We start from the raw sequence: 24,184 nt of genomic DNA, 5'->3' as shown, positions 1-24,184 counted from the left end.
CTCAGCCTCGGTAGGGGAAGCCGTGCAGGTGGACGGCGACGTTCTCGCGGCCTTCGGTGTCGCCGGCGTCCTCGGCGGCGCGGGCCCGCTGGTCGTACTTCTCGAGGAGCGCGTCGAGTTCCTTGCCGAGGGCGGCGAGTTCGGTGGCGGTGAGGCGGGGCAGCCACTCGGAGCTGATCGCGGCCGAGCGCCACTCGTCGGACCAGGTGAGCCGCTCGTCGATGAAGCGGCGGTGGAGCGCCGTGCGCTGTTCGTTGATGGTGCGGCCGACGGCGTCGCTCGCGGCGGCCATCTCGGGGTTTCCCCGGACGTCCTCGTCGCGGATGGACAGCCCGTACGAGCTCGGCTGCCACCAGCGTTCGCGGCCGTCGGCGGACTGCGCCTCGGCCTCCTCGATGAGGCCGTGCTCGGCGAGCTTGCGCAGGTGGTAGCTGACGAGCGAGACGGCCTCGTCGACCTGCTCGGCGAGCTGGGACGCGGTGGCCGTGCGGGCCACGAACAGGGCCCGGTAGAGGCGCATGCGCAGGGGGTGCGCGATGGCCTTCAGGGTGCCGAGGTCGTCGATGCGGCGGTTCTCCTGCGAGGTCATGTCCACGACCGTAGATGCGAAAGAAAAGTTGCGCAACAAGATTTGCACAAATAATCCTGCACATCCGGCGAAGAAGAAGGGCCCCCGCAGGGGCCCTTCACGGAAGCGGAACTCCGATCAGCGGACCGGGTGGCCCGCCTCCCGCAGCGCGTCCTTGACCTGCGAGATCCGCAGATCGCCGAAGTGGAAGACGGAGGCCGCGAGCACCGCGTCCGCCCCCGACGCCACGGCCGGCGCGAAGTCGGAGAGCTTTCCGGCCCCACCGGACGCGATCACCGGCACCGTGACGTGCTTGCGCACCGCCGCGATCATCTCGGTGTCGTAGCCGTCCTTCGTGCCGTCCGCGTCCATCGAGTTGAGCAGGATCTCGCCCGCGCCCAGCTCGGCGGCCCGGTGCGCCCACTCGACGGCGTCGAGGCCGGTGCCCTTGCGGCCGCCGTGCGTCGTCACCTCGAAGGAGCCCGAGGCGGTGCGGCGCGCGTCCACGGACAGGACGAGCACCTGGCGGCCGAAGCGCTCCGCGATCTCGCGGATCAGCTCGGGGCGCTCGATGGCGGCGGTGTTGACGCCCACCTTGTCGGCACCCGCCCGCAGCAGCTTGTCGACGTCCTCGGCCGCACGGACGCCGCCGCCGACCGTGAGCGGGATGAAGACCTGCTCGGCGGTGCGGCGCACCACGTCGTAGGTGGTCTCCCGGTTGCCGGAGGAGGCGGTGATGTCCAGGAAGGTCAGCTCGTCGGCGCCCTCGGCGTCGTACAGCTTGGCCATCTCGACGGGGTCGCCCGCGTCCCGCAGGTTCTGGAAGTTGACGCCCTTGACGACCCGGCCGTTGTCCACGTCCAGGCAGGGGATCACGCGTACGGCGAGACTCATGCGGCATCACTCCTGAAGGCCTCGACCTCGACCTCGACGACCAGGCGGGGGTCGACGAAGCCGGAGACGATGATCATCGACGCGGCGGGGCGGACGGCGTCGAACAGCTCCTTGTGGGCGCGGCCGACCTCCTCCACGTCCCGGGCGTGCGTGATGTACATCCGGGTCCGGACGACGTGCTCAATGCCCAGGTCCAGCTGCTTCAGCGCCCCGAAGGCCACGTTGAAGGAGTTGACCGCCTGGTCGTACGGGCCGCCGTCGATGATCTGGCCGTCGACCACCGACGTGCAGCCGGAGACCAGGACCAGACCGTTCGGCAGCTCCACCGCGCGCGAGTAGCCGAACTGCTCCTCCCAGGGAGCGCCGGTGACGACCTTGCGTACGGAATCGGTCATACGGCAGCCACCGCCGCGATGGCCTCTTCGAGGGTGAAGGCCTTGGCGTACAGCGCCTTGCCGACGATCGCGCCCTCGACGCCGAGCGGGACCAGGCCGGACAGGGCCCGCAGGTCGTCCAGGGAGGAGACGCCGCCGGAGGCGACGACGGGCTTGTCGGTGGCCGCGCAGACGTTCTTCAGGAGCTCCAGGTTGGGGCCCTGGAGCGTGCCGTCCTTGGCGATGTCGGTGACGACGTACCGCGCGCAGCCCTCGGAGTCCAGGCGGGCCAGCGTCTCGTACAGGTCGCCGCCGTCACGGGTCCAGCCGCGGCCGCGCAGGGTGGTGCCGCGCACGTCGAGGCCGACGGCGATCTTGTCGCCGAACTCGGCGATGACCTTGGCGACCCACTCGGGGGTCTCCAGCGCGGCGGTGCCGAGGTTGACGCGGGTGCAGCCGGTGGCCAGGGCGGCGGCGAGCGAGGCGTCGTCGCGGATGCCGCCGGACAGCTCGACCTTGATGTCCATGGCCTCGGTGACCTGGCGGACCAGGTCGCGGTTGTCGCCGGTGCCGAAGGCGGCGTCCAGGTCGACCAGGTGGAGCCACTCGGCGCCGGCCCGCTGCCAGGCCAGGGCGGCCTCCAGCGGAGAGCCGTAGGAGGTCTCGCTGCCGGACTCGCCGTGGACGAGCCGGACGGCCTGGCCGTCGCGGACGTCGACGGCGGGGAGGAGTTCGAGAGTGCTCACAGGGTTCCGATCCAGTTGGTGAGGAGCTGGGCTCCGGCGTCGCCGGACTTCTCGGGGTGGAACTGGGTCGCCCACAGGGCGCCGTTCTCCACCGCCGCGACGAAGGGCTCGCCGTGGGTGGCCCAGCTGACCTTGGGGGCGCGGATGTTCTTGTTGCCGACCTCCAGGGTCCACTCGCGCACCGCGTAGGAGTGCACGAAGTAGTACCGGGCGTCGGCGTCGAGGCCGGCGAACAGCTGGCTGTCGGCGGGCGCGTCGACCGTGTTCCAGCCCATGTGGGGGACGACGGGGGCGTTCAACGGCTCGACCGTACCGGGCCACTCGTCGAGGCCCTCGCTCTCCACGCCGTGCTCGATGCCGTGCGCGAAGAGGATCTGCATGCCGACGCAGATGCCCATGACGGGGCGGCCGCCGGAGAGCCGGCGGCCGACGATCCAGTCGCCGCGCGCCTCCTTGAGGCCCGTCATGCAGGCGGAGAAGGCGCCGACGCCGGGGACGAGGAGCCCGTCGGCGTTCATCGCCTTCTCGTAGTCGCGGGTGATCTCGACGTCCGCGCCGACCCGGGCGAGCGCGCGCTCGGCCGAGCGGACGTTGCCGAAGCCGTAGTCGAAGACGACGACCTTCTTCGGGGACGCGGCGCTCATGCCCACACGTCCAGCCGCAGCACGCCGGCGCCGAGGCACATCGCGGCGCCGAGGGCGACGAGCACGATCACGCCCTTGGGCATCTGCTGCTTGACGAAGGAGTAGATGCCGCCGAGCAGGAAGAGCCCGACGACGATGAGGATGGTGGAGAGGCCGTTCACGACTAGAGCGCGCCCTTCGTGGAGGGGAGGATTCCGGCGGCGCGCGGGTCGCGCTCGGCGGCGTAGCGGAGCGCGCGGGCCAGGGCCTTGAACTGGCACTCCACGATGTGGTGGGCGTTGCGGCCGTACGGCACGTGGATGTGCAGCGCGATCTGCGCCTGGGCGACGAAGGACTCGAAGATGTGCCGGGTCATCGTCGTGTCGTACGAGCCGATCATCGGCGCCATGTTCTCGGGCTCGGTGTGCACGAGGTACGGACGGCCGGAGAGGTCGACGGTCACCTGGGCGAGCGACTCGTCCAGCGGGACGGTGCAGTTGCCGAAGCGGTAGATGCCGACCTTGTCGCCGAGGGCCTGCTTGAAGGCGGCGCCGAGGGCGAGGGCGGTGTCCTCGATGGTGTGGTGCGAGTCGATGTGCAGGTCGCCGTCGGTCTTCACGGTCAGGTCGAACAGACCGTGCCGGCCGAGCTGGTCGAGCATGTGGTCGTAGAAGCCGACCCCGGTCGACACGTCGACCTTTCCGGTGCCGTCGAGGTCGATCTCGACGACGACGGAGGTCTCCTTGGTGGTGCGCTCAACGCGGCCTACGCGGCTCATCGCTCCTGCTCCTTCATCAATTCACGGACCGCGTCGAGGAACGCGTCGTTCTCTTCGGGGGTGCCGGCGGTGACCCGCAGCCAGCCCGGTACGCCGTTGTCCCGGACCAGGACGCCCCGGTCGAGGATCCGCTGCCAGGCCGCGTGCGTGTCGGGGAACTTCCCGAACTGCACGAAGTTGGCGTCGGACTCGGTGACCTCGCAGCCGATCGCCCGCAGCTCGGTGACGAGCCGGTCGCGCTCGGCCTTGAGCTGCTCGACGTACCCGAGGAGGGTGTCGGTGTGCTCCAGGGCGGCGAGCGCGGTGGCCTGGGTGACGGCCGAGAGGTGGTACGGCAGGCGGACCAGCTGGACGGCGTCGACCACGGCCGGGTGGGCGGCGAGGTAGCCGAGGCGCAGCCCGGCGGCGCCGAACGCCTTGGACATGGTCCGGGAGACCACCAGGTGGGGGCGGCCCGCCAGGAGCGGCAGCAGCGACTCCCGGTGGCTGAACTCCACGTACGCCTCGTCCACGACGACCATCGAGGGCTTGGCCGCCTGGGCCGCCTCGTACAGGGCGACGACGGTGGCGGCGTCGACCGCGGTGCCCGTGGGGTTGTTGGGCGAGGTGATGAAGACGACGTCGGGCCGGTGCTCGGCGATCGCCTTCTCGGCCGCCGCCACGTCGATGGTGAAGTCGTCGTTGCGCGGGCCGGAGATCCAGCCGGTGCCGGTGCCGCGGGCGATCAGGGCGTGCATCGAGTACGAGGGCTCGAAGCCGATCGCGGTACGGCCGGGGCCGCCGAAGGTCTGCAGCAGCTGCTGGAGGACCTCGTTGGAGCCGTTGGCCGCCCACACGTTCTCCACCGCGACCGGGTGGTTCCCGGTGCGGGTGAGGTAGCGGGCGAGCTCGGTGCGCAGCTCGACCGCGTCCCGGTCGGGGTAGCGGTTGAGGCCGCGGGCGGCCTCGGCGACCCGCTCCGCGATCCGGGCCACCAGGGGCTCGGGCAGCGGGTAGGGGTTCTCGTTGGTGTTCAGCTGGACGGGGACGTCGAGCTGGGGCGCGCCGTACGGGGACTTGCCCCTCAGCTCGCCGCGGACCGGCAGGTCGTCGATCCGGATGCTGTCGTTCTCGCTCACTTGCCCTCGGGGACCTTCCATCCGAACCGTGCCTTGATCGCGGCGCCGTGGGCCGGCAGGTCCTCGGCCTCGGCGAGGGTCACCACGTGGTGGGCGACGTCGGCGAGCGCGTCGCGCGTGTAGTCCACGATGTGCACGCCGCGCAGGAAGGACTGCACGGAGAGGCCCGAGGAGTGGCAGGCGCAGCCGCCGGTGGGCAGGACGTGGTTGGAGCCGGCGCAGTAGTCGCCGAGCGAGACCGGCGCCCAGGGGCCGACGAAGATCGCGCCCGCGTTGCGGACCCGGTCGGCGACGGCGGCGGCGTCGGCGGTCTGGACCTCCAGGTGCTCGGCGCCGTACGCGTCGACGACCTTGAGGCCGTCGGCGAGGTCGCGGACGAGGACGATCGCGGACTGGCGGCCCGCGAGGGCCGGGACGATCCGGTCGTCGACGTGCTTGGAGGCGGCGACCTGGGTCTTCAGTTCGGCCTCGGTGGCGGAGGCCAGCTCGTCCGAGTCGGTGACGAGGACGGAGGCGGCCATCGGGTCGTGCTCGGCCTGGCTGATGAGGTCGGCGGCGACGTGGACGGGGTCGGCGGTGGAGTCCGCGAGGATCGCGATCTCCGTCGGGCCGGCCTCGGCGTCGATGCCGATGCGGCCCTTGAGGAGGCGCTTGGCGGCGGCCACGTAGATGTTGCCGGGGCCGGTGACCAGGTTGACGGGGGCGCAGCCGGGCTCGTCGGCGGTTCCCTGGGTGCCGTAGGCGAACATGGCGATGGCCTGGGCGCCGCCGGCGGCGTAGACCTCGTCGACGCCGAGGAGGGCGCAGGCGGCCAGGATCGTCGGGTGCGGCAGGCCGCCGAACTCCTTCTGCGGCGGCGAGGCGATGGCGACGCCCTCGACGCCGGCCTCCTGCGCCGGGACGACGTTCATCACGACGGAGGACGGGTAGACGGACCGGCCGCCCGGCACGTACAGGCCGACGCGCTCGACCGGGATCCACTTCTCGGTGACCGTGCCGCCGGGGACGACGTGGGTGGTGTGGGTGGTGCGGCGCTGCTCGCGGTGGACGAGCCGGGCGCGCCGGATGGACTCTTCGAGGGCGGCGCGGACGGCCGGGTCGAGCTCGTCGAGGGCGCGGGTGATCGCGTCGGCGGGGACGCGGAGGCTCGGGACGCGGACGCCGTCGAATTTCTCCCCGTAGTCGATCACCGCTGCCGCGCCATGATGCCGGACGTCCTCGCAGATCGGCCGCACCTTCTCCAGGGCGGCTTCCACGTCGAACTCGGCACGGGGCAGCAGGTCGCGCAGGGCGGAACCCTCGGGCAGGGTCTCACCGCGCAGATCGATTCGAGAGATCACGGGTCAATTCTCGCAGACGGCCCATCGACGCCGGTCGGCCGTATCAACAGCTGATACATGCCAATCACTGACCGATACACGCCACAGTGGCGTCTTGTCGCCACGCCTGACCGTTAGCGTTCAGCCCGTCACACAGCGGGAAGAACGGCTGTACGAATCCACGAACCCCGCCGGCCGGAGTCGGCGGAGTCGTGGGAGCGGATCGTGGAAAGCGAGGGGGCGGCAGTGACCGAGCCGCACGAGGACGGGATGCCGGACGGCCTCACGGGACCGGAGCGGGCCGTGTGGCGGGCGTTCCGGATCGGCAGGACGTGCGATCTCACGGAGGGGATCGCGGAGCGGGACGACCCGTTCAGGGAGCGGGAGTGGGAGTGGGGTGAGGAGCGGAGCGTCCGCGCCGACGTGGTGGCGCTGCTGCTGCTCGCCGGGCCGCCGGCCCGGTCCGGGCGGGTGGCCGCGCTGAAGCTGCGCGGCGTGCGGATCACCGGCGTGCTGAACCTGGCGGGCGGGACCATAGGGCCGTACGTGGAGCTGCACGGCTGCCGTTTCGACGGCGAGGTGGTGCTGCCCGAGGCGCGCTTCGGGACGCTGCGGATGGTGGAGTGCTCGCTGCCGCGCCTGGAGGCGGCCCGGCTGCACACGGAGGGCGACCTGCACCTGCCGCGCTGCCGGGTGCGGCACGGCATACGGCTGACGGACGCCCAGATCGGCACGGACCTGCTGATCAACCAGATCCAGGTGTGGCCGGACCGGCGGGGCCGGGCGATCACCGCCGACGGCATGGTGGTGGCGCAGGACGTCCAGGCCGAGCTGATCGAGACGCACGGCGAGCTGAGCCTGCGCGGGGCGAAGGTCGGCGTGTCGCTCAGCCTGCGCGGCAGCGTGCTGCGCGGGGCGCAGGGCCGCCGCGCCCTGAACGCACCGCAGCTGACGGTGGAGCGCTCCCTCTATCTGAACGCGGCGTGGGTGTACGACGACTCGGGGAGCTACGCCTCCACCTACTCCACGGCCACCCCGCCGTACGGGGTGACGCCCGCCCAGGGCGCCCGCCGCAAGCCGGTGGAGTGCCACGGCGGGGTGCGGCTCGACGACGGCCGGTTCGGTGACGCGGTCGATCTGCACCACGCCCGCTTCGTGCTGAACGGCGCGCGCCGGGAGGAGGTGTCGCTGCGCCGGATCGTCACCCCGGAGCTCCGGTTCAACGGCGAGCGGCCGGAGGAGGGCCGGGTCGTGCTGAACGGCGCCAAGGTCGTCACGCTGATCGACCTGTCGACCAGCTGGCCGGGCCCCGGCGGGCTCGCGATGGGCGGCTTCGCCTACGAGAACCTCGTGCCGTACGGGCCGTTCCCGCTGGCCCGGCGCCTGGAGTGGGTCGCGGCGGCGACCCCGGAGTACGCCCCCGAGCCGTACGAACGGCTCGCGACGGTCCTGCGCAACAGCGGGGAGGACGCCGACGCCCGCGAGGTGCTGCTCGCCAAGCAGCGGCGAAGACGCGAGACCCTCCCCGTCGCCGGAAAGCTGTGGGGGTACCTCCAGGACTGGACGGTGGCGTACGGCTACCGGCCGGGCCGGGCGGCCCTGTGGATGGCGGTGCTCTGGGCGGCGGGCACGGCCGCCTTCTCCCACTACCGCCCGATCGCCCTGAAGGGCGACGAGGCGCCCGAGTGGAACGGCCCGCTGTACGCGCTCGACCTCCTGCTCCCGGTGATCAACCTCGGCCAGGACGGCTACTGGCGCCTGGAGGGCCTCTGGCAGTGGGCGGCGGCCGTGCTCATCCTCCTCGGCTGGATCCTGGCCACGACGGTGGCGGCGGGCGCCACCCGGCTGCTGCGCCGCGGCTGACCGGGCGCGCCAGGCGGGCGAGCGGGCCAGGCGGGCGGGCCGGTGGGAGGTGCGCTCGGGTGGCCCGGCGGGCGGGATGCGCTCGGGTGGCCCGGCGGGCCGGGTGCGCCCGGATGCCCCGGCCGGCCCGGCGCGTGGGTGACCGGGCGGGCGCACGCGGCCGACCGGCGGCCTGGTGGAGGGACTCCGGGGCCGTGGTGTGGGCCCGGTGGAATGAGGGTGAAAGGGCTGGGCAGGCGGGCGCGCGGGACCCCGGCGCGGTGGGAAAATACGTCGCACGATGTCCTTGCTCCGCGCCCTGGTCGGCGCCGCCCGCTCGGCCCGGCACGCACCGCGGCTCGCCGCGGGCTTCGTGCCGGACGACGACGTGCTGCTCGACGCCCCGGACGAGCGGCTCGCCCCCGCCCTCGTCGCCGCCGCCCTCGCCGACCCCGAACCGGCGGCGAAGCTGCTCGCCACCACCCGGGACGGCAGCGAGTGGGAGGACCGCGACCGGTACGTCACCCGGCTCGCCACCTTCGCGTACAACAGGGACGAGTGGCTGACGCACTGGCTCGACGCCGCGCCCCGCGACCCCGACGCCCTCCTCGTCACGGCGCAGCTCGCCGTCCGCAGGGCCTGGGAGTCCCCGGCGCGGGCCGAGCGGCTGCGCGACCTCGCCCCGCTGATCGGCGCCGTCGCGGAGCAGGCCCCGCGGGACCCGGTGCCGTGGCGCCTCGCCCTGGACCACGCGCGCGGGGCGCACGCCGGGCACACGGTCTTCGAGTCGCTCTGGGCCCAGGCCGTGCGCCGCTCCCCCCACCACTACGGCTGCCACGTCGCGGCGCTCAAGTACCTCTCCGCGCAGTGGTACGGCTCGCACCGCGCCGCCTTCGACTTCGCCGAACAGGCCGCGGACGACGCCGCCGAGGACTCGCTCGTCCGGGCCCTGCCGGTCCGCGCGGCCTACGACCTGCTGCGGGTGGGGCCCGCCGACGACGGGTCGGTGCCCGCGGCGCGGATCGACCGGGCCGTGGACCGCGCCCTGGTCCTGTCGGCGGCCTTCCCCGCGGGCGACCCGTGGCCGGCCGAGGTCCGCAACCTGCTCGCGTACGTGCTGGTGGAGCGGGGGCGGTGGCGGGAGGCGCGGGAGGAGTTCGGCCGGATCGGCCCGTACGCGACCTCGTTCCCCTGGCGGGCCGCGCGGGGCTCCGTACCGGAGGATCCTTCCCCGAGCTCTCGGCTTCGCTCGAGCAGGGGGGACCCCCTCCTCGGATTCCTGGCCGCGCGGGACCGCGTGCGGGCCGAGGTCGCCCGTCGGACACCCCTGTGGGACACCGGAGTCGGACGGGCCGGACGGGGCGGGCCCGGCGGCCATTAGGCTTGGCCGCTGTGACCACCGCTCGCCTGCCCCTCTTCCCGCTCAACGCGGTGCTGTTCCCGGGCCTCGTGCTGCCTCTGAACGTCTTCGAGGAGCGTTATCGCGCCATGATGCGCGAACTGCTCACGATCGACGAGTCGGAGCCGCGCCGGTTCGCCGTCGTCGCGATCCGCGACGGCCGTGAGGTCGCGCCGACCGCCCCGGGCATGCCGGACCAGACGTCGCTGCCGGAGAAGGGCCCGGGCGCGGGCTTCGGCACCGACCCGATCCAGTCCTTCCACCGGGTCGGCTGCGTCGCCGACGCGGCGTCGATCCGCGAGCGCGCCAACGGCAGCTTCGAGGTGATGGCCACCGGCACGACCCGGGTGAAGCTGCTCTCGGTCGACGCGAGCGGGCCGTTCCTGGTCGCCGAGGTCGAGGAGATCCCGGAGGAGCGCGGCGAGGAGGCCGGCACCCTCTCCGAGGGCGTGCTGCGGGCCTTCCGGAGCTACCAGAAGCGGCTCGCGGGGGCGCGGGAGCGCTCGCTGACGACGAGTGAGCTGCCCGACGACCCGTCGGTGGTGTCGTACCTGGTCGCTGCGGCGGCCGTGCTCGACACCCCGTCGAAGCAGCGGCTGCTCCAGGCGCCGGACACGGCGACGCGGCTGCGCGAGGAGCTGACGCTGCTGCGCGCGGAGACGGCCGTGCTCCGTCATCTGCCGTCGCTGCCGGCGGTGGACCTGACGCAGGCCCCGACGTACCCGAACTGAGCCGGACCCCAGCGGGACGGACCGAGCCGAGGAAGAGCGCGTGGCGAAGAAGCAGAAGAAGAACAGCGGGGGCACCCCGGCGACGGTGGCGCTGACCGCGGCCGGCACCCCGTTCACCCTGCACGCGTACGAGCACGACCCCGCCTCCCCCTCCTACGGCGAGGAGGCGGCGGAGGCCCTCGGGGTCTCCCCCGACCGGGTCTTCAAGACGCTGGTGGCCGACGTGGACGGCGAGCTGACCGTGGCGGTGGTCCCGGTGGCGGGGCAGCTGGACCTGAAGGCGCTGGCCTCGGCGGTCGGCGGCAAGCGCGCGGCGATGGCGGACCCGGCGGCCGCGGAGCGCACCACGGGGTACGTCCGGGGCGGGATCTCCCCGCTGGGCCAGCGCAAGCGTCTGCGTACCGTCCTCGACGCGTCGGCCTCGGACCACGCCACCGTCTGCATCTCGGCGGGCCGCCGCGGCCTCGAGGTGGAGCTCTCCCCCGCCGACCTGGCGGCCCTCACCTCGGCGGTCGTCGCCCCGATCGGCCGCGCCTGACGTCCGGCGCGGCCCTTCCCCGAGGCCGGTGCCGTCAGCCGGCGCTCGGGCCCTGCCGGTACGGCTTCGGCTGGTCCCACGCCTCGGGCTCGGGGTCGCGGGGGCCGAACGCGGCCGTGAGGGCGAGGTGCACGATCATCGCCGCGAGCGGCCAGGCCAGCATCGCGGCCGCGGCCATGTTCAGTTCGAGCGGCGCCTCGAAGACGACGTTGGGGCCGACCGCCTTGGCGTGGCCGACGACGTCGTCCGTCGGACCGAAGGACGTGCCGAGGCCCCAGGCGAGGAGCGAGCCGAGGACGCCGCCCAGGGCCAGGCCGAGCACCAGGGGGACCCCGCCCTTGCGGCGCAGCAGGAAGACCACGAGCGCGGCGACCGCGCCGAAGGCCAGGGCGAGGAGCACGAACGTGCCGTCCGCGCCGATCGCCGACTCCCCCTCGGAGTCGCGGAGGTAGACCCCCTTGCCGTCCGAGATCAGCAGGACGCGGGGGGCCAGGGTCAGCCACAGGACTCCGAGCACCGCGCCCGCGACCGCCGAGACGAGGGTCACCACGACGCCCTGCAGCACCTCGGCGCCCGTGATCGGGTCGCCGGCCGGCCCGTCGCTCGGCGGGGGCGACGGGGGCCAGTCGGGGTCGTGCGGCGGCTGGTGAGGCGGAGTCAGGGGTGCGGTCACCCCGCCATCGTGCCAGGTGTCCCTGTGGCCCGCCTCAGCGGACGGCGGCCCGCCGGTACGCCCAGGTGGCGACGGCGAGGGAGAGGACGCCGACCGCCCCGCACACGGCGAGGTCTCCGGCGACGAGCGCCCAGTCCGGGTGCGGGTCGAAGGTGCGGGCCAGGGCCTCCACGCCGTACGTGGACGGCAGCAGGTCCCGCGCCCACGCGATCGGTGTGGGCATCCCCTCCGCCGGGAGCACCCCGAGGAGCAGCGCCGCCGACATGCCGAGCTGGCCGAGGAGGGTGGCCAGCTCCGGCCGGGGAGCCAGGAGTCCGAGGGCCGCGCCGAGTCCGGCGAGCGCCGCCCCGGAGAGCGGGACGACGGCGGCGAGGATCCACAGGTGGCCGAGCGGGAGGCCGAACAGCACGGAGCCGGCGACCGCGGTGACGGCGGTTCCGGGCACGGTGAAGGAGGCGTACGCCCCGGCCGCGCCGAGCACGACCGCGGCGGGCGGCACGGGCAGCGTGGCGTAGTGGTCGAGGCCGCCGCCGGCCCGCAGCTGCCCGAAGTACTGGGCGAGCAGGTTGAGCGCGACGAAGGCGACGACCAGGACGGTGGAGCCCGCCACGACAGCCCGTGCCTCGGTGCCGCCGTCGACGACCCCGCGCATCATGACCATGATGCCGATCGACTGGAAGGTCGCCACGAAGAGCAGCGGGATGCGGGCGACCCGGGCCCGGGAGAGCTGCGCCCGGTAGACGGCGGCCAGGGCGGGCAGCAGCCGGGCGCGCGGGGCGAGGGGCGCGGGGCCGTCCTCGGCGCCGCGGGACCGGGTGGTCGACGCGGCGGCCGGCAGGACCTCCGCGGGCACGGTGCTCACTGCGGGCAGCTCCTGACGGTGTCGTGCGGTGCGTGGGGGCCGCGCGGGGCGCGGGGGGCAGGGCGGGTCACGCCTTCACCAGCCCCTCGGTCGCCCCGCCCAGTGCGAGGTAGACGTCCTCCAGGCTGGGCGTGGCCAGGGTGAAGTCGTCGAGCGCGGCGAAGGCGGCGCCGCCGGTGACGGTGGCGACGGCCGCGCGGGCGGCGTCGGGGGCGAGCCGGAGGTTCCAGCGCCGTCCGGTCTCCTGGGCGAGCTCCCGCAGCGCGGCGACCTCGGGCAGGTGGAGCGGGGCGGACTCGCGCCAGACCAGTTCGACGCGGACCTCGCCGGCGACGCGTTCCTTGAGCCCGGCGGGGGTGTCGCAGGCGATGACCCGGCCGTGGTCGAGGACGGCGACCCGGTCGAGGACGGTCTCGGCCTCGATGACGTTGTGGGTGACGAGCACGACGGTGGTGCCGTGCTCGGCGCGGCGCCGGTCGACGGCGGCCCAGACGGCCCGGCGGGCGACGGGGTCCATGCCGGTGGTGGGCTCGTCGAGGACGAGGACGGGCCGTCCGCCGACGAGGGCGGCGGCGACGCAGGCGAGCCGCCGCTGTCCGCCGGAGAGCTTCTTGAGGGGCCGGGAGGCGAGCGCGGTGAGGCCCAGCTCCTCCAGGACGGCGTCGCGCTCGGCGCGCGCGTCGGGGGCGCTGAGGCCGCGCAGCCGTGCGGTGGTCTCGGCGGCGAGGGCGACGGTCAGCTCGTCGAGGGCGGTGGACTCCTGGCCGAGGTAGGCGAGGAGCCGGGCCGCCCGCTCGGGGTGGCGGACCAGGTCGTGGCCGAGGAGCTCGACGGTGCCGGAGTCGGGGCGCATGAGTCCGGTGAGCTGGCGGACGAGGCTGGACTTGCCGGCTCCGTTGGGGCCGAGCAGGCCGAAGATCTCGCCGCCGCGCACGTCGAGGCTGACCCCGTCGGTGGCCCGCACCTCGGGTGTCGCGGGCGCACCGCGCCTGCCGCGCGTGGCGGGGTACGTCTTGACCAGATCCCGCACCACGCACACCGTACTCACGGGGGAAGAGCCTACGGGGTCGCCGGGCCCACTCCGGGCGCGGGGGCGTGTTCGGCGGCGGCGCGGACGTCGATCTCGCGCCAGAACCCGGCTCGGATCGCGTACCGGTCGTGCTCGTCGATCTGGTCGTCCTTGTGGGCGAGCAGACCGAAACGGGCGGCGTAGCGGAGGAGTTCGCCGTCGATGCGGTGCGGGATGCGGGGGTAGAGGGTGGACAGCTTCTGTACGTGGCTCTGCTCGGGGAGCCGTTCCATCCAACGGCGGGCGAACACCTGTCCGACCTCGAACGGGTCGCCGCCGACGGTGGTGATGTCCTCCTCGCGGTCGGCCCAGCGCTGCTCGGCACTGGTGAGCGCGGCGAGGGTGGGCAGGGAGGCGGTCTCGGCCGGCTCGCCGAGGGAGGGCGCGGGGCGCTCGACCCAGCCCCGGTCGGAGGACCAGCGGAGCGCGCTGGCGCCCTGCGGCACGGCGGCGACGGACGCGCCGGGCAGCGCCGGGGTGCCGGGGCCGCGCAGGCCGGCCAGGTCCTTGGGGGTGGGGACGCCCTTGCCCGGGGCCGGGGCGGGGAGCCCCGCGCCGTTCAGGTGACCGCCGCCCAGGTGGCCGTCGTCCCGCAGGTGGCCGTCCTCGCGGAGGTGGGCGTCGTCCCGCAGGTGGCCGTTGTCGGGGAGGTGGCCGTTGGCGTGGACGCGGTCGCCGTCGCGGATGTGGCCGTTGCGGTGGACGAGGCCGTCGGCGCCGTGGCCGCGGTCGGCGGGGACGGCGGCATCACCGGCGGGGGCGGGCCGGCCGTCGCGCGCGGCCGCGGCCTCCGCCGCCCGTTCGGCCGAGGCGGCGAGGGCGGCCTCGGGCAGCGGCGCGGAGAGGATCGCCGCGATCTCGGGGCGCGGGGCGGGCGGGGGCGCGCAGAGGCCGCTGAGGTCCTTGGCGCGGACGGCGCGGGTGATCCAGGTCCGGTCGAGGACCCGCCGTTCGTCGGCCTCGGCCACGAGGTCCTCGGACTGGTTGTAGTCGCCGTCGGCGGCCTGGACGGCCCAGAGGTGGACGGCGACGCCGTGCTCCTTGGCCGACATGAGGCCCGGCAGCAGGTCGCCGTCGCCGGTGACGAGCACGATGTCGGAGCAGGCCCGGTTCCTGGCGAGCTCGGTCAGCTCGGTGTGCATGGCCGCGTCGACGCCCTTCTGCGCCCAGCGTCCCTCGCTCCTGGTCAGGGCGCCCAGCCGGACGGTGACGCGGGGCATCACGCGCAGTCTGCGGTGCTCGGGCTGGGGCACCCGGTCGGGTGCGCCGTCGAACCAGTAGATCCGCAGCAGGGGCAGGGCGGTCTCGGCCTCGGCCCGCTCGCGCAGCTGCCGGATGAGGCCGGCGTGGTCGACGGTGATACGGGAGCGGGCCGGTTCCCCGGCGAGAAGACTGGCGGCGGCGCCCAGGAGGTAGCCGGCGTCCACCAGGACGACGCAGCGGTCCACGTGTTCCACCCTCTTTCGGGAGCCTCGGATTCGAAAGGGTGCTTCGGGTTTCCTTCGAGTCTGCCCGACCGCCGGGGGCTTGACGGCCGGAACTGGATCATCGGCGTGGCGAATATCACGCCAGCTCACCCCCTACGCTCCGTAATGATCCAACATGCGGCGGTTCATGCCGTATGTGAGTCTGACAGCGGCCCTGGCCCCTAGGTCCCTTTGAGGAGGCATTCCCATGGCCAAGAACCGCAACCAGAACCGCGGTCAGAAGCAGCAGTCCCCGGCCGAGCGCGGCGCGCAGCAGGCGCAGCAGTCCGCCCTCGAATCCCAGGCCGAACAGCGCGCCACCCAGGTGACACCGGGTGACATGGCGCGGAAGGGTCGTCAGAAGCGCTTCGGCCACAACTGACGCCTCCACGGCAAAGGGGCGCGCCCGTGACGACGGGCGCGCCCCTTGCGCGTGCGCGAGACCGGACGAAGGACGTCCGGAGGCCGGAGCGTAGTGCGTGCGGGAGGTCAGCCCGCCAGGCAGGACGGGCCGAGCAGCACCTTCAGGTCCCCGAAGAGGGCCGGGTCGGCCTGCACCCGGTGCCGGTCGAGCCGGAGCACGGTCGTGGTCCGGGGCCCCTGGAGCTTGATCCGCACCTCGGTGTTGCCCTTGTGGTGCTTGAGGATCTCGCCGAGCCGGGTGACCATCGGCGGCGTCACCTTCACCGTCGGGATGGTGAGGATCACCGGCGCGTTGGTCCCGGCGTTCGACAGGTCGGGGACCATCAGCTCCATGGCGACGAGGCGGGGGATGTCCTCGCGCTTGTCGAGCCGTCCCTTGACGAAGACGACCGTGTCCTCGACGAGCTGGGTGGAGACCAGCTGGTAGGTGGCCGGGAAGAACATGCACTCGATGGATCCGGCGAGGTCCTCGACGGTGGCGATGGCCCAGGCGTTGCCCTGCTTGGTCATCTTGCGCTGGAGGCCGGAGATGATGCCGCCGATGGTGACGACCGCGCCGTCGCCGTGCTCGCCGCCGGTGAGCTGGGAGATCGCGGCGTCCGTCTTGTCGGACAGGACGTGCTCGATGCCGAACAGCGGGTGGTCGGAGACGTAGAGGCCGAGCATCTCGCGCTCCTGGGCGAGCAGGTAGGACTTCTCCCACTCGACGTCGGAGAACTCGACGTCGAGGCCGAAGCCGGGCTCGTCGCTCGCCTCGTCACCCATTCCGCCGAAGAGGTCGAACTGTCCCTCGGCCTCCTTGCGCTTGACCGCCACCACGTTGTCGATCATGGGTTCGTGGTGGGCGACCAGGCCCTTGCGGGTGTGGCCCATCTCGTCGAACGCGCCGGCCTTGATCAGCGACTCGACCGTCCGCTTGTTGCAGACGACGGCCTCGACCTTGTCGAGGAAGTCCGGGAAGGAGGAGTACTTCCCCTTCGCCTTGCGCGACTTGATGATCGACTCGACGACGTTGGTGCCGACGTTGCGGACGGCGGAGAGGCCGAAGAGGATCACGTCGTCGCCCTGGGCGGCGAAGTTCGACTCGGACTCGTTCACGTTCGGCGGGAGCACCTTGATGCCCATGCGGCGGCACTCGTTCAGGTAGACCGCGGACTTGTCCTTGTCGTCCTTGACCGAGGTGAGCAGGCCGGCCATGTACTCGGCCGGGTGGTTGGCCTTGAGGTAGGCGGTCCAGTAGGACACCAGGCCGTACGCGGCCGAGTGCGCCTTGTTGAAGGCGTAGCCGGCGAAGGGGACCAGGACGTCCCAGAGGCCCTGGATGGCCTCGTCGCTGTAGCCGTTCTTCTTGGCGCCGGCCTGGAAGATGGTGAAGTTCTTCGCCAGCTCCTCGGGCTTCTTCTTGCCCATCACGCGGCGGAGGATGTCGGCCTCGCCGAGGGAGTACCCGGCGATGATCTGGGCGGCCTTCTGCACCTGCTCCTGGTACACGATCAGGCCGTAGGTGACCGCGAGCACCTCTTCGAGCGGCTTCTCCAGCTCGGGGTGGATCGGGGTGATCTCCTGCTGGCCGTTCTTGCGCAGCGCGTAGTTCGTGTGCGAGTTCATGCCCATCGGGCCCGGCCGGTACAGGGCGGACACGGCGGAGATGTCTTCGAAGTTGTCGGGCTTCATCAGCCGCAGCAGGGACCGCATGGGTCCGCCGTCGAACTGGAAGACGCCGAGGGTGTCACCGCGCTGGAGCAGTTCGAAGGTCTTGGGGTCGTCCAGCGGCAGGGCCAGGAGATCGATGTCGATCCCCTTGTTGGACTTCACCATCTTGACGGCGTCGTCCATGATCGTGAGGTTGCGCAGGCCGAGGAAGTCCATCTTCAGCAGGCCGAGCGACTCGCACTGCGGGTAGTCCCACTGCGTGATGGTGACGCCGTCGGTGTGCCGCACCCAGATCGGCGCGTGGTCGACGATCGGCTCGCTGGACATGATGACGCCGGCGGCGTGCACGCCCATCTGGCGGACCAGGCCCTCGACGCCGCGGGCGGTGTCGATGACCTTCTTGACGTCCGGCTCGTTCTCGTACATCGACCGGATCTCGCCCGCCTCGCTGTAGCGCGGGTGCGAGGGGTCGGTGATGCCGTTGAGGTCGATGCCCTTGCCGAGGACGTCGGCGGGCATGGCCTTGGTGAGCCGGTCGCCCATGGCGTACGGGTAGCCGAGGACGCGCGCGGAGTCCTTGATGGCGTTCTTGGCCTTGATCTTGCCGTAGGTGCCGATCATGGCGACCTTGTCCGAGCCGTACTTCTCGGTCACGTACCGGATGACCTCGACGCGCCTGCGCTCGTCGAAGTCGATGTCGACGTCGGGCATGGAGATGCGCTCGGGGTTGAGGAAGCGCTCGAAGATCAGACCGTGCGGGATCGGGTCGAGGTCGGTGATGCCCATGGCGTACGCGACGATCGAGCCGGCCGCGGAGCCTCGGCCGGGGCCGACGGCGATGCCCTGCTTCTTCGCCCACATGATGAAGTCGGCGACGACGAGGAAGTAGCCCGGGAAGCCCATCGAGATGATGGTGTCCATCTCGTACTCGACCTGCTTCATGCGGTCGTCCGGGATGCCTCCGGGGAAGCGGCGGTGCATGCCGCGCATGGTCTCCTCGCGGAACCAGCTGACCTCGGTGTAGCCCTCCGGGATGTCGAACCTCGGCATCAGGTTCTTCTCGACGAACATGCCGTCGGTGCTGACCTGCTCCGCGACCAGGAGGGTGTTGCGGCAGCCCTCCTGCCAGGCGTCCGAGGAGTCCACGGCGTACATCTCGTCCGTGGACTTCAGGTAGTAGCCGGTGCCGTCGAACTTGAAGCGGTCCGGGTCGGAGAGGTTCTTGCCGGTCTGGATGCAGAGCAGGGCGTCGTGGGCGCCGGCCTCGTGCGCGTACGTGTAGTGCGAGTCGTTGGTGACCAGCGGCGGGATGCCGAGCTTCTTGCCGATCTCCAGGAGCCCGTCGCGGACCCGGCGCTCGATCTCGATGCCGTGGTCCATCAGCTCCAGGAAGTACCGCTCCTTGCCGAAGATGTCCTGGTACTCGGAGGCCGACTTGAGGGCCTCGTCGAACTGGCCGAGGCGGAGCCGGGTCTGGAGCTCGCCGGAGGGGCAGCCGGTGGAGGCGATGAGCCCCTCCGACCACTGGGAGATCGTCTCCTTGTCCATCCGGGGCCACTTCTGCAGCCAGCCCTCGGCGTACGCGTCGGAGGAGAGCTTGAAGAGGTTGTGGAGTCCGGTGGCGTTCGCCGCCCAGATCGTCTTGTGGGTGTAACCGCCGGAACCGGAGACGTCGTCGCGCTTCTGGTGCGGCTGTCCCCACTGGATCTTCCGCTTGTTGCGCCGGGACTCGGGGGCCACGTACGCCTCGATGCCGATGATCGGCGTGACCCCGGCCTTCTTCGCGGTGTGGAAGAAGTCGTACGCCCCGTGCAGGTTGCCGTGGTCGGACATGGCGATGTGCGTCATGCCCATCTCGTTGCACGCGTTGAACATGTCCTTCAGCCGCGCGGCACCGTCCAGCAGCGAGTACTGGGTGTGGACGTGGAGGTGCGTGAAGGGCGGCTTGGTCACGGCGGGGGGCCTCCGGGAAACGACGGACTTCAGGCTGCGGACAGTCTGGGGGGACAGCGTGGAAGTCTACGTCGGCCGAGTGACAGACGACGGGCACTCACGGCTGGGGTCGCGCGTTGAGAGACCGGGAACACCTGTCCCCTATGTCATGAACGGCCTTGCAGCACGTCCGGTACCAGGAGGCACCTCGATGTCGGTCCCCCAGCCCACCGCGGCAGAGCGCGGTGAGCACATCCTCGCCGTCTTCGACACCGCCTTCGGCGAGCTCCTCGCCGCCGACCCCGCGGCCTTCCGCGTCAAGTTCCGGAAGATGGCCGGCTCCGCCTTCGCCTTCTACCGGGGCACCGCCTGCCTGTTCTACGCGGACCTGGAGCGGGAGGCCCACGGCGGCCCGTACCTGGACGAGCGCACCGGCCGGGTCTGGATCCACGGCGACCTGCACGCCGAGAACTTCGGCACGTACATGGACGCCAACGGCCGGCTGATCTTCAACGTCAACGACTTCGACGAGGCGTACGTCGGCCCCTTCACCTGGGACCTGAAGCGGCTCGCCGCCTCGCTCGCCCTGATCGGCTACGCCAAGGCGCTCAGCGACGGGCAGATCACCGACCTGGTCCGGATCTACGCGGCCGGGTACCGGGAGCGCGTCCACGCCCTGGCGACCGGCGCCAAGGGCGACGAGGTCCCCGCCTTCACCCTGGAGACCGCCGAGGGGGCGCTGCTCGGCGCGCTGCGCGAGGCGCGGGCGCTGACCCGCTTCGGGCTGCTCGACTCGATGACCGAGATCCGCGAGTACGAGCGCCGCTTCACGGCGGGCAGCGGCACGATCGAGCTGGACGCGGCCACCCGGTACAAGGTCCTCGCGGCCTTCGACGGCTATCTGGAGACCCTGCCGGAGTCCAGCCTGGCCCGGCCCGACTCGTACCGGGTCAAGGACGTCGTCGGGCGGCGCGGGATCGGCATCGGCTCGGCCGGCCTCCCCTCGTACAACGTCCTGCTGGAGGGCAACAGCGACGCCCTGGAGAACGACGTCGTGATCTACCTCAAGCAGGCGCAGACCCCGGCGGTCTCGCGGCACGTCACGGACGCGGCCGTGCGGGAGTACTTCCGGCACGAGGGCCACCGCACGGTGATCTCGCAGCGGGCGCTGCAGGCGCACGCGGACCCGTGGCTGGGCTGGACGGAGCTGGACGGCGCCGGGCAGCTCGTCGCCGAGGTCTCGCCGTACGCGGTGGACCTGGACTGGTCGGACATCGACGACTGGGAGGAGATCGCGGCGACCGTCGCGGACCTGGGCCGGGCGACGGCGACCATGCACGCGGCGGCGGACGACTCCAGCGGCCACTCGCTGGTGCCGTTCTCGACGGAGCGGGCCATCGACGCGGCCATCGCGGCCGACGAGGAGGGCTTCGCCGAGCTCCTGGTGGACTTCGCGCACGCCTACGGGGCCCGGGCGCGGACCGACCACCAGATCTTCGTGGACCTCTTCCGCAACGGCCGGATCCCCGGCCTGTAGGGATCGGCGGGGCCGTCCACAGGGAGTCCTTAGGGACCTCTTACGGCCCCCCGTGACACACTCCTCGACGATGGACATGGCAGGGACGCAGCTGAGGACGCTGCGGGCGGCGTTCTTCACGGCCCTGGTCGTGACGCTGTCCGTGGCGTCCCACGTGCTGCTCTCGGGCGTTCCGCTGCCGCTGGGGACCGTGGTCCCCGTGGCGGTCGCCGTCTTCGCCGCGGCGTACGCGCTGGCCGGCCGCGAGCGCGGCCTCGGCCCGATCGCCGGGCTCCTCGTCCCGCTGGAACTGGCGGCCGACACCCTCTTCACCAGCGGCCAGGCGGTCTGTTACGGCCCCGCCGGCGGCCCGGTCGCCGGTTCGCTGCGCACGGTGGGGGTGGAGGTGTTCTGCGGCGGCGCCGTGGGGACCCCGCTGCCCGGCGTGGTGACCCCCGAGGCCGGAAGCGCGGCCGCCCTGCTCTCCTCCCCCGACCCGGCGCTGCCGTGGCTGCTGCTCCTGGCGCACGTGGGCGTCGGGTTCGCGGCGGCGTGCTGGCTGCGCGGCGGGGAGCGCGCGCTGGCCCGGCTGATGGGCGCGGTGGCGGCCTGCGCGTTCCGTCCGCTGCTCCTGGTGGCGGCCTTCTTCCGTGCGGGTGGTCCGGCGCCCCGGCGTGCCGGGCGGCCCGTGGGGCGGCCGCGGTCCTCCCGTACCCGGTTCCTCGTGCACTCCGTGGGGCGGCGGGGGCCGCCGAACCCGGGTCTCGCCCTCGTCTGAGCGCGTCCCGCGGTTCCCCCTGCCTTCCCTCTCTCACGGAGATCATCATCATGAGTGCACGCAACAGCCAGTCCAACAAGGCCGCCGCCCGCGAGCGCCTGCGCGTCGAACGCGAGCGCCAGGCGAAGAAGGACCGGGCCCGCCGGCAGCTCGTCGTCGGCGTCTCGGCCGTGGCCGTCCTGGCCGCGGCCGGCGGCATCGGCTACGCGGTGGTGCAGTCCAACAAGCCCTCCCAGTGGGAGGCCGCGGCGGACGCGAAGAACGTCACGGCCCCGAAGAACACCTCGGGCACGAACGGCACGACGGTCGTCATCGGCAAGTCGTCCGCGAAGAAGACGCTGGAGCTGTACGAGGACTCGCGCTGCCCGGTCTGCGCGACCTTCGAGCAGTCGGTGGGCTCCACCGTCGAGAAGGACGTCGAGGCCGGCAAGTACAAGATCAAGTACGTCGGTGCCACCTTCATCGACAACGGCGCCCCGGGCGAGGGCTCCAAGAACGCCCTCTCCGCGCTCGGCGCGGCCCTGGACGTCAGCCCCGAGGCCTTCCTGAAGTACAAGTCCGCGCTCTACTCGACGGACTTCCACCCGGAGGAGAACGACGACAAGTTCGCCAAGGACTCCTACCTCCTGGAGGTGGCGGACTCCGTGCCGGCGCTCAAGAACAACGCCGCCTTCAAGAAGAACGTGGAGGAGGGCACCTTCGACGCCTGGGCGATGAAGATGTCCGCGGCCTTCGACGCGAGCGGGGTGACGGGCACCCCGACCCTGAAGATGGACGGCAAGCCGGTGACGGCTGCGGGCAGCGACAGCCCGCCGATGACGCCGGCCGAGTTCGACACGGCGATCGCGGCGGCCCTCAAGGCCTGACCGCCCCCTCGCGCACCCCGCCCTCACCCCCGCCCCCGCCCCTGCCTCCCCGGCCGGGGGCGGGGGCGGGGGCGTCCTCGGGGCGACGAGTCGGCGAACTTCCGGATTTCGCCTGCCCAACGGGCGTACTCGTCAGTAATCTGACTGGCCGTGACCAGTCGTTTCATATCTCCTGCCCCCACCCGCCGCACGGTCGTCAAGGCCGCCGCCGTCACCGCCGTCGCGGCACCCGCCCTCCTCGGGGCGGCCTCCCCCGCCCTCGCGGACTCCGGGGCCCCCGCCTTCCTGCACGGCGTCGCCTCCGGCGACCCGCTGCCCGACGGCGTCCTGCTCTGGACGCGCGTCACCCCCTCCCCCGAGGCCGTACCCGGATCGGGCCTCGGCCCGGACGTCCGGGTCGGCTGGGAACTCGCCGAGGACCGCGGCTTCGCCCGGGTCGTCGCCTCCGGTACGGCCACGGCGAGCGCCTCCTCCGACCACACCGTCAAGGCGGACGTCCGCGGCCTGCGCCCGGCCACCGCCTACTGGTTCCGCTTCACCGCGGGCGACGCCGTCTCGCCCGCCGCCCGCACCCGCACGGCACCGGCCGCCGACGCCGCCGCACCGGGCGTCCGCTTCGGCGTGGTCTCCTGCGCGAACTGGGAGTCCGGCCACTTCTCCGCCTACCGCCACCTCGCCGGCCGCGCCGACCTGGACGCGGTCCTCCATCTCGGCGACTACGTCTACGAGTACGCCAGCGGCGCCTACCCGGAAGCGAAGTACGTCGTCCGGCAGCACGAGCCGCGCCACGAGATCGTCTCGCTCGCCGACTACCGGACCCGGCACGGGAAGTACAAGACGGACCCCGACCTCCAGGCGCTGCACGCGGCCCACCCGGTCGTCGCCATCTGGGACGACCACGAGTTCGCCAACGACGCCTGGTCCGGCGGGGCCGAGAACCACACCCCCGGCGCCGAGGGCGACTGGGCGGCCCGGGTGGCCGCCGCCAAGCAGGCGTACTTCGAGTGGATGCCGGTCCGGACGTCCACGGAGGGCACGGTCTTCCGGCGGCTGCGCTTCGGCAAGCTGGCCGATCTGCACCTGCTCGACCTGCGCTCCTTCCGCTCCGCGCCGGCGAAGACGGGCAGCGGCACGGTCGACGACCCGGAGCGGAGCATCACCGGCCGCGCCCAACTGGACTGGCTGAAGGCCGGTCTGGCCGGCTCGGACGCGACCTGGCAGCTGGTCGGCACCTCGGTGATGATCTCGCCGGTCGCCTTCGGCGCCCTGCCCGCGTACCTCCTGGAGCCGCTGGCCGAGCTGATGGGCCTGCCCAAGGAGGGGCTCGCGGTCAACGTCGACCAGTGGGACGGCTACACCGACGACCGCAAGGAGCTGCTCGCGCACCTGACGACGCGGGCGATCCGGAACACGGTCTTCCTGACCGGTGACATCCACATGGCGTGGGCCAACGACGTGCCGGTGAAGGCCGCGACGTACCCGGTGTCGGCCTCGGCGGCGACCGAGTTCGTGGTCACCTCGGTCACCTCGGACAACCTGGACGACCTGCTGCACGTGGCCCCGGGGACGCTCTCGGTGGTGGCCGCCGGCGCGGTCAAGGCCGCCAACCGCCATGTGAAGTGGGTGGACATGGACCACCACGGCTACGGCGTGCTCGACGTGACCGCCGAGCGTTCGCAGATGGACTACTACACGGTCTCCGACAAGAAGGATCCCGCCGCGACGACGGCCTGGGCGCGCTCGTACCGGACGCTGAGCGGAACGCAGCGTGTCGAGCGGGTGTACCAGCCGGTGCGCTAGACACCCCTGTAGGGGCGATTTTCAGCCATGATCGCTCCTGTTAACGGGAGATCACATGGCTACGGCGGGTGGCGAGTTTCGGAGATCTAATCCGGACACACCACCCGCCTCTGTCACTCCACCTGTTACGTCGAGGTCTCAAACTCCGGAACCGGCGCAAGATTTTCTTCCCGAAGACCCGAATTGCCCCACGAATGATTGGGCTTGATCACTCCT

23 protein-coding genes are annotated in these 24,184 nt (G+C 72.4%); 9 read left to right on the top strand and 14 right to left on the bottom strand.

Going from position 1 to position 24,184, the window contains the following annotated elements; genetic code table 11:
• Nucleotide 1 precedes the first annotated feature (1 nt).
• The 9 genes from ACFCY7_RS05845 to hisD form a co-directional block, all read right to left on the bottom strand.
• The gene (locus tag ACFCY7_RS05845) at nucleotides 2–589 is read right to left on the bottom strand and encodes an ArsR/SmtB family transcription factor (protein ID WP_376481664.1); all 588 of its coding nucleotides are present in this window, start codon (nucleotides 587–589) and stop codon (nucleotides 2–4) included.
• Nucleotides 590–706: 117 nt separating this feature from the next.
• Entirely contained in the window at nucleotides 707–1,462 is a 756-nt protein-coding gene (gene hisF, locus ACFCY7_RS05840) for an imidazole glycerol phosphate synthase subunit HisF (RefSeq protein WP_376481663.1), read from the bottom strand.
• Nucleotides 1,459–1,857, bottom strand: coding sequence for a RidA family protein (locus ACFCY7_RS05835; RefSeq protein WP_376481661.1), 399 nt, complete (start codon nucleotides 1,855–1,857; stop codon nucleotides 1,459–1,461). Before ACFCY7_RS05835 ends, hisF begins: the two co-directional genes overlap by 4 nt.
• Nucleotides 1,854–2,582: a bifunctional 1-(5-phosphoribosyl)-5-((5-phosphoribosylamino)methylideneamino)imidazole-4-carboxamide isomerase/phosphoribosylanthranilate isomerase PriA gene (gene priA / locus ACFCY7_RS05830; RefSeq protein WP_017238761.1), complete on the bottom strand. Its 729-nt coding sequence runs from the start codon at nucleotides 2,580–2,582 to the stop codon at nucleotides 1,854–1,856. Before priA ends, ACFCY7_RS05835 begins: the two co-directional genes overlap by 4 nt.
• Nucleotides 2,579–3,226 carry an imidazole glycerol phosphate synthase subunit HisH gene (hisH, locus tag ACFCY7_RS05825; protein WP_376481659.1) on the bottom strand — a complete coding sequence of 216 codons (648 nt, stop codon included), beginning with the start codon at nucleotides 3,224–3,226 and terminating at the stop codon, nucleotides 2,579–2,581. The genes priA and hisH overlap by 4 nt, the downstream gene beginning before the upstream one ends.
• A complete protein-coding gene (locus ACFCY7_RS05820) occupies nucleotides 3,223–3,387 on the bottom strand; it encodes a hypothetical protein (RefSeq protein WP_367825727.1) in 165 nt (54 codons plus the stop codon). Before ACFCY7_RS05820 ends, hisH begins: the two co-directional genes overlap by 4 nt.
• 2 nt (nucleotides 3,388–3,389) lie before the next feature.
• Nucleotides 3,390–3,983 carry an imidazoleglycerol-phosphate dehydratase HisB gene (hisB, locus tag ACFCY7_RS05815; protein ID WP_017238764.1) on the bottom strand — a complete coding sequence of 198 codons (594 nt, stop codon included), beginning with the start codon at nucleotides 3,981–3,983 and terminating at the stop codon, nucleotides 3,390–3,392.
• Complete coding sequence (locus tag ACFCY7_RS05810; protein WP_376481656.1) at nucleotides 3,980–5,101, bottom strand: histidinol-phosphate transaminase; 1,122 nt, start codon at nucleotides 5,099–5,101, stop codon at nucleotides 3,980–3,982. The genes hisB and ACFCY7_RS05810 overlap by 4 nt, the downstream gene beginning before the upstream one ends.
• Entirely contained in the window at nucleotides 5,098–6,441 is a 1,344-nt protein-coding gene (gene hisD / locus ACFCY7_RS05805) for a histidinol dehydrogenase (RefSeq protein WP_376481654.1), read from the bottom strand. The genes ACFCY7_RS05810 and hisD overlap by 4 nt, the downstream gene beginning before the upstream one ends.
• Before the next feature lie 225 nt (nucleotides 6,442–6,666).
• Here hisD and ACFCY7_RS05800 point away from each other — a divergent pair, with 225 nt between their 5' ends.
• From ACFCY7_RS05800 to ybaK, 4 genes are all read left to right on the top strand, one after another.
• Nucleotides 6,667–8,283 carry an oxidoreductase gene (locus ACFCY7_RS05800; RefSeq protein ID WP_376481652.1) on the top strand — a complete coding sequence of 539 codons (1,617 nt, stop codon included), beginning with the start codon at nucleotides 6,667–6,669 and terminating at the stop codon, nucleotides 8,281–8,283.
• A 280-nt stretch (nucleotides 8,284–8,563) separates the two neighbouring features.
• The gene (locus ACFCY7_RS05795) at nucleotides 8,564–9,643 is read left to right on the top strand and encodes a hypothetical protein (protein ID WP_376481650.1); all 1,080 of its coding nucleotides are present in this window, start codon (nucleotides 8,564–8,566) and stop codon (nucleotides 9,641–9,643) included.
• Nucleotides 9,644–9,654: 11 nt separating this feature from the next.
• A complete protein-coding gene (locus ACFCY7_RS05790) occupies nucleotides 9,655–10,392 on the top strand; it encodes an LON peptidase substrate-binding domain-containing protein (RefSeq protein WP_376481648.1) in 738 nt (245 codons plus the stop codon).
• Nucleotides 10,393–10,432: 40 nt separating this feature from the next.
• Nucleotides 10,433–10,930, top strand: coding sequence for a Cys-tRNA(Pro) deacylase (ybaK, locus tag ACFCY7_RS05785; RefSeq protein ID WP_376481646.1), 498 nt, complete (start codon nucleotides 10,433–10,435; stop codon nucleotides 10,928–10,930).
• 34 nt (nucleotides 10,931–10,964) lie between these two features.
• Here ybaK and ACFCY7_RS05780 read toward each other — a convergent pair whose 3' ends face one another.
• From ACFCY7_RS05780 to ACFCY7_RS05765, 4 genes are all read right to left on the bottom strand, one after another.
• A complete protein-coding gene (locus ACFCY7_RS05780; RefSeq protein WP_376481644.1) occupies nucleotides 10,965–11,603 on the bottom strand; it encodes a DUF2567 domain-containing protein in 639 nt (212 codons plus the stop codon).
• Between the two features lie 34 nt (nucleotides 11,604–11,637).
• Nucleotides 11,638–12,465 (bottom strand): ABC transporter permease, encoded by an 828-nt coding sequence (locus tag ACFCY7_RS05775; RefSeq protein WP_376481642.1) that lies wholly within the window; start codon nucleotides 12,463–12,465, stop codon nucleotides 11,638–11,640.
• A 67-nt stretch (nucleotides 12,466–12,532) separates the two neighbouring features.
• Complete coding sequence (locus ACFCY7_RS05770) at nucleotides 12,533–13,504, bottom strand: ABC transporter ATP-binding protein (protein ID WP_376481730.1); 972 nt, start codon at nucleotides 13,502–13,504, stop codon at nucleotides 12,533–12,535.
• A gap of 20 nt (nucleotides 13,505–13,524) precedes the next feature.
• Nucleotides 13,525–14,982, bottom strand: a complete 1,458-nt coding sequence (locus tag ACFCY7_RS05765) for an NYN domain-containing protein (protein WP_376481640.1) — start codon at nucleotides 14,980–14,982, stop codon at nucleotides 13,525–13,527.
• 226 nt (nucleotides 14,983–15,208) lie between these two features.
• On the opposite strand from ACFCY7_RS05765, the gene ACFCY7_RS05760 reads away from it, so the two are divergent.
• Nucleotides 15,209–15,382 carry a hypothetical protein gene (locus ACFCY7_RS05760; RefSeq protein ID WP_376481639.1) on the top strand — a complete coding sequence of 58 codons (174 nt, stop codon included), beginning with the start codon at nucleotides 15,209–15,211 and terminating at the stop codon, nucleotides 15,380–15,382.
• Between the two features lie 107 nt (nucleotides 15,383–15,489).
• On the opposite strand, the gene dnaE is transcribed toward ACFCY7_RS05760, so the two are convergent.
• Nucleotides 15,490–19,029 carry a DNA polymerase III subunit alpha gene (gene dnaE / locus ACFCY7_RS05755; protein ID WP_376481638.1) on the bottom strand — a complete coding sequence of 1,180 codons (3,540 nt, stop codon included), beginning with the start codon at nucleotides 19,027–19,029 and terminating at the stop codon, nucleotides 15,490–15,492.
• A 190-nt stretch (nucleotides 19,030–19,219) separates the two neighbouring features.
• Here dnaE and ACFCY7_RS05750 point away from each other — a divergent pair, with 190 nt between their 5' ends.
• From ACFCY7_RS05750 to ACFCY7_RS05735, 4 genes are all read left to right on the top strand, one after another.
• Nucleotides 19,220–20,545: a DUF2252 domain-containing protein gene (locus tag ACFCY7_RS05750; RefSeq protein ID WP_376481637.1), complete on the top strand. Its 1,326-nt coding sequence runs from the start codon at nucleotides 19,220–19,222 to the stop codon at nucleotides 20,543–20,545.
• Between the two features lie 70 nt (nucleotides 20,546–20,615).
• On the top strand, nucleotides 20,616–21,302 hold the full coding sequence (locus tag ACFCY7_RS05745) for a hypothetical protein (RefSeq protein WP_376481636.1): 687 nt from the start codon (nucleotides 20,616–20,618) through the stop codon (nucleotides 21,300–21,302).
• Nucleotides 21,303–21,352: 50 nt separating this feature from the next.
• Entirely contained in the window at nucleotides 21,353–22,168 is an 816-nt protein-coding gene (locus ACFCY7_RS05740; protein ID WP_376481634.1) for a DsbA family protein, read from the top strand.
• Between the two features lie 150 nt (nucleotides 22,169–22,318).
• Nucleotides 22,319–23,968 (top strand): alkaline phosphatase D family protein, encoded by a 1,650-nt coding sequence (locus ACFCY7_RS05735; RefSeq protein ID WP_376481633.1) that lies wholly within the window; start codon nucleotides 22,319–22,321, stop codon nucleotides 23,966–23,968.
• Nucleotides 23,969–24,184: the final 216 nt, after the last annotated feature.

Source organism: Streptomyces sp. NPDC056361 (assembly GCF_042262805.1).
Lineage (GTDB): Bacteria > Actinomycetota > Actinomycetes > Streptomycetales > Streptomycetaceae > Streptomyces.
The sequence above is the reverse complement of the archived record's forward strand: the minus strand, read 5'-3'. Positions and strand labels throughout refer to the sequence as shown.

Coding starts and splice junctions, on each gene's coding strand:
- ACFCY7_RS05760 (WP_376481639.1), top strand. CDS start 15,209: ATGGCCAAGAACCGCAACCAGAACCGCGGTCAGAAGCAGCAGTCCCCG.
- ACFCY7_RS05845 (WP_376481664.1), bottom strand. CDS start 589: ATGACCTCGCAGGAGAACCGCCGCATCGACGACCTCGGCACCCTGAAG.
- ACFCY7_RS05795 (WP_376481650.1), top strand. CDS start 8,564: ATGTCCTTGCTCCGCGCCCTGGTCGGCGCCGCCCGCTCGGCCCGGCAC.
- ACFCY7_RS05740 (WP_376481634.1), top strand. CDS start 21,353: ATGAGTGCACGCAACAGCCAGTCCAACAAGGCCGCCGCCCGCGAGCGC.
- hisB (WP_017238764.1), bottom strand. CDS start 3,983: ATGAGCCGCGTAGGCCGCGTTGAGCGCACCACCAAGGAGACCTCCGTC.
- ACFCY7_RS05835 (WP_376481661.1), bottom strand. CDS start 1,857: ATGACCGATTCCGTACGCAAGGTCGTCACCGGCGCTCCCTGGGAGGAG.
- hisH (WP_376481659.1), bottom strand. CDS start 3,226: ATGAGCGCCGCGTCCCCGAAGAAGGTCGTCGTCTTCGACTACGGCTTC.
- hisF (WP_376481663.1), bottom strand. CDS start 1,462: ATGAGTCTCGCCGTACGCGTGATCCCCTGCCTGGACGTGGACAACGGC.
- ACFCY7_RS05750 (WP_376481637.1), top strand. CDS start 19,220: ATGTCGGTCCCCCAGCCCACCGCGGCAGAGCGCGGTGAGCACATCCTC.
- ACFCY7_RS05745 (WP_376481636.1), top strand. CDS start 20,616: ATGGACATGGCAGGGACGCAGCTGAGGACGCTGCGGGCGGCGTTCTTC.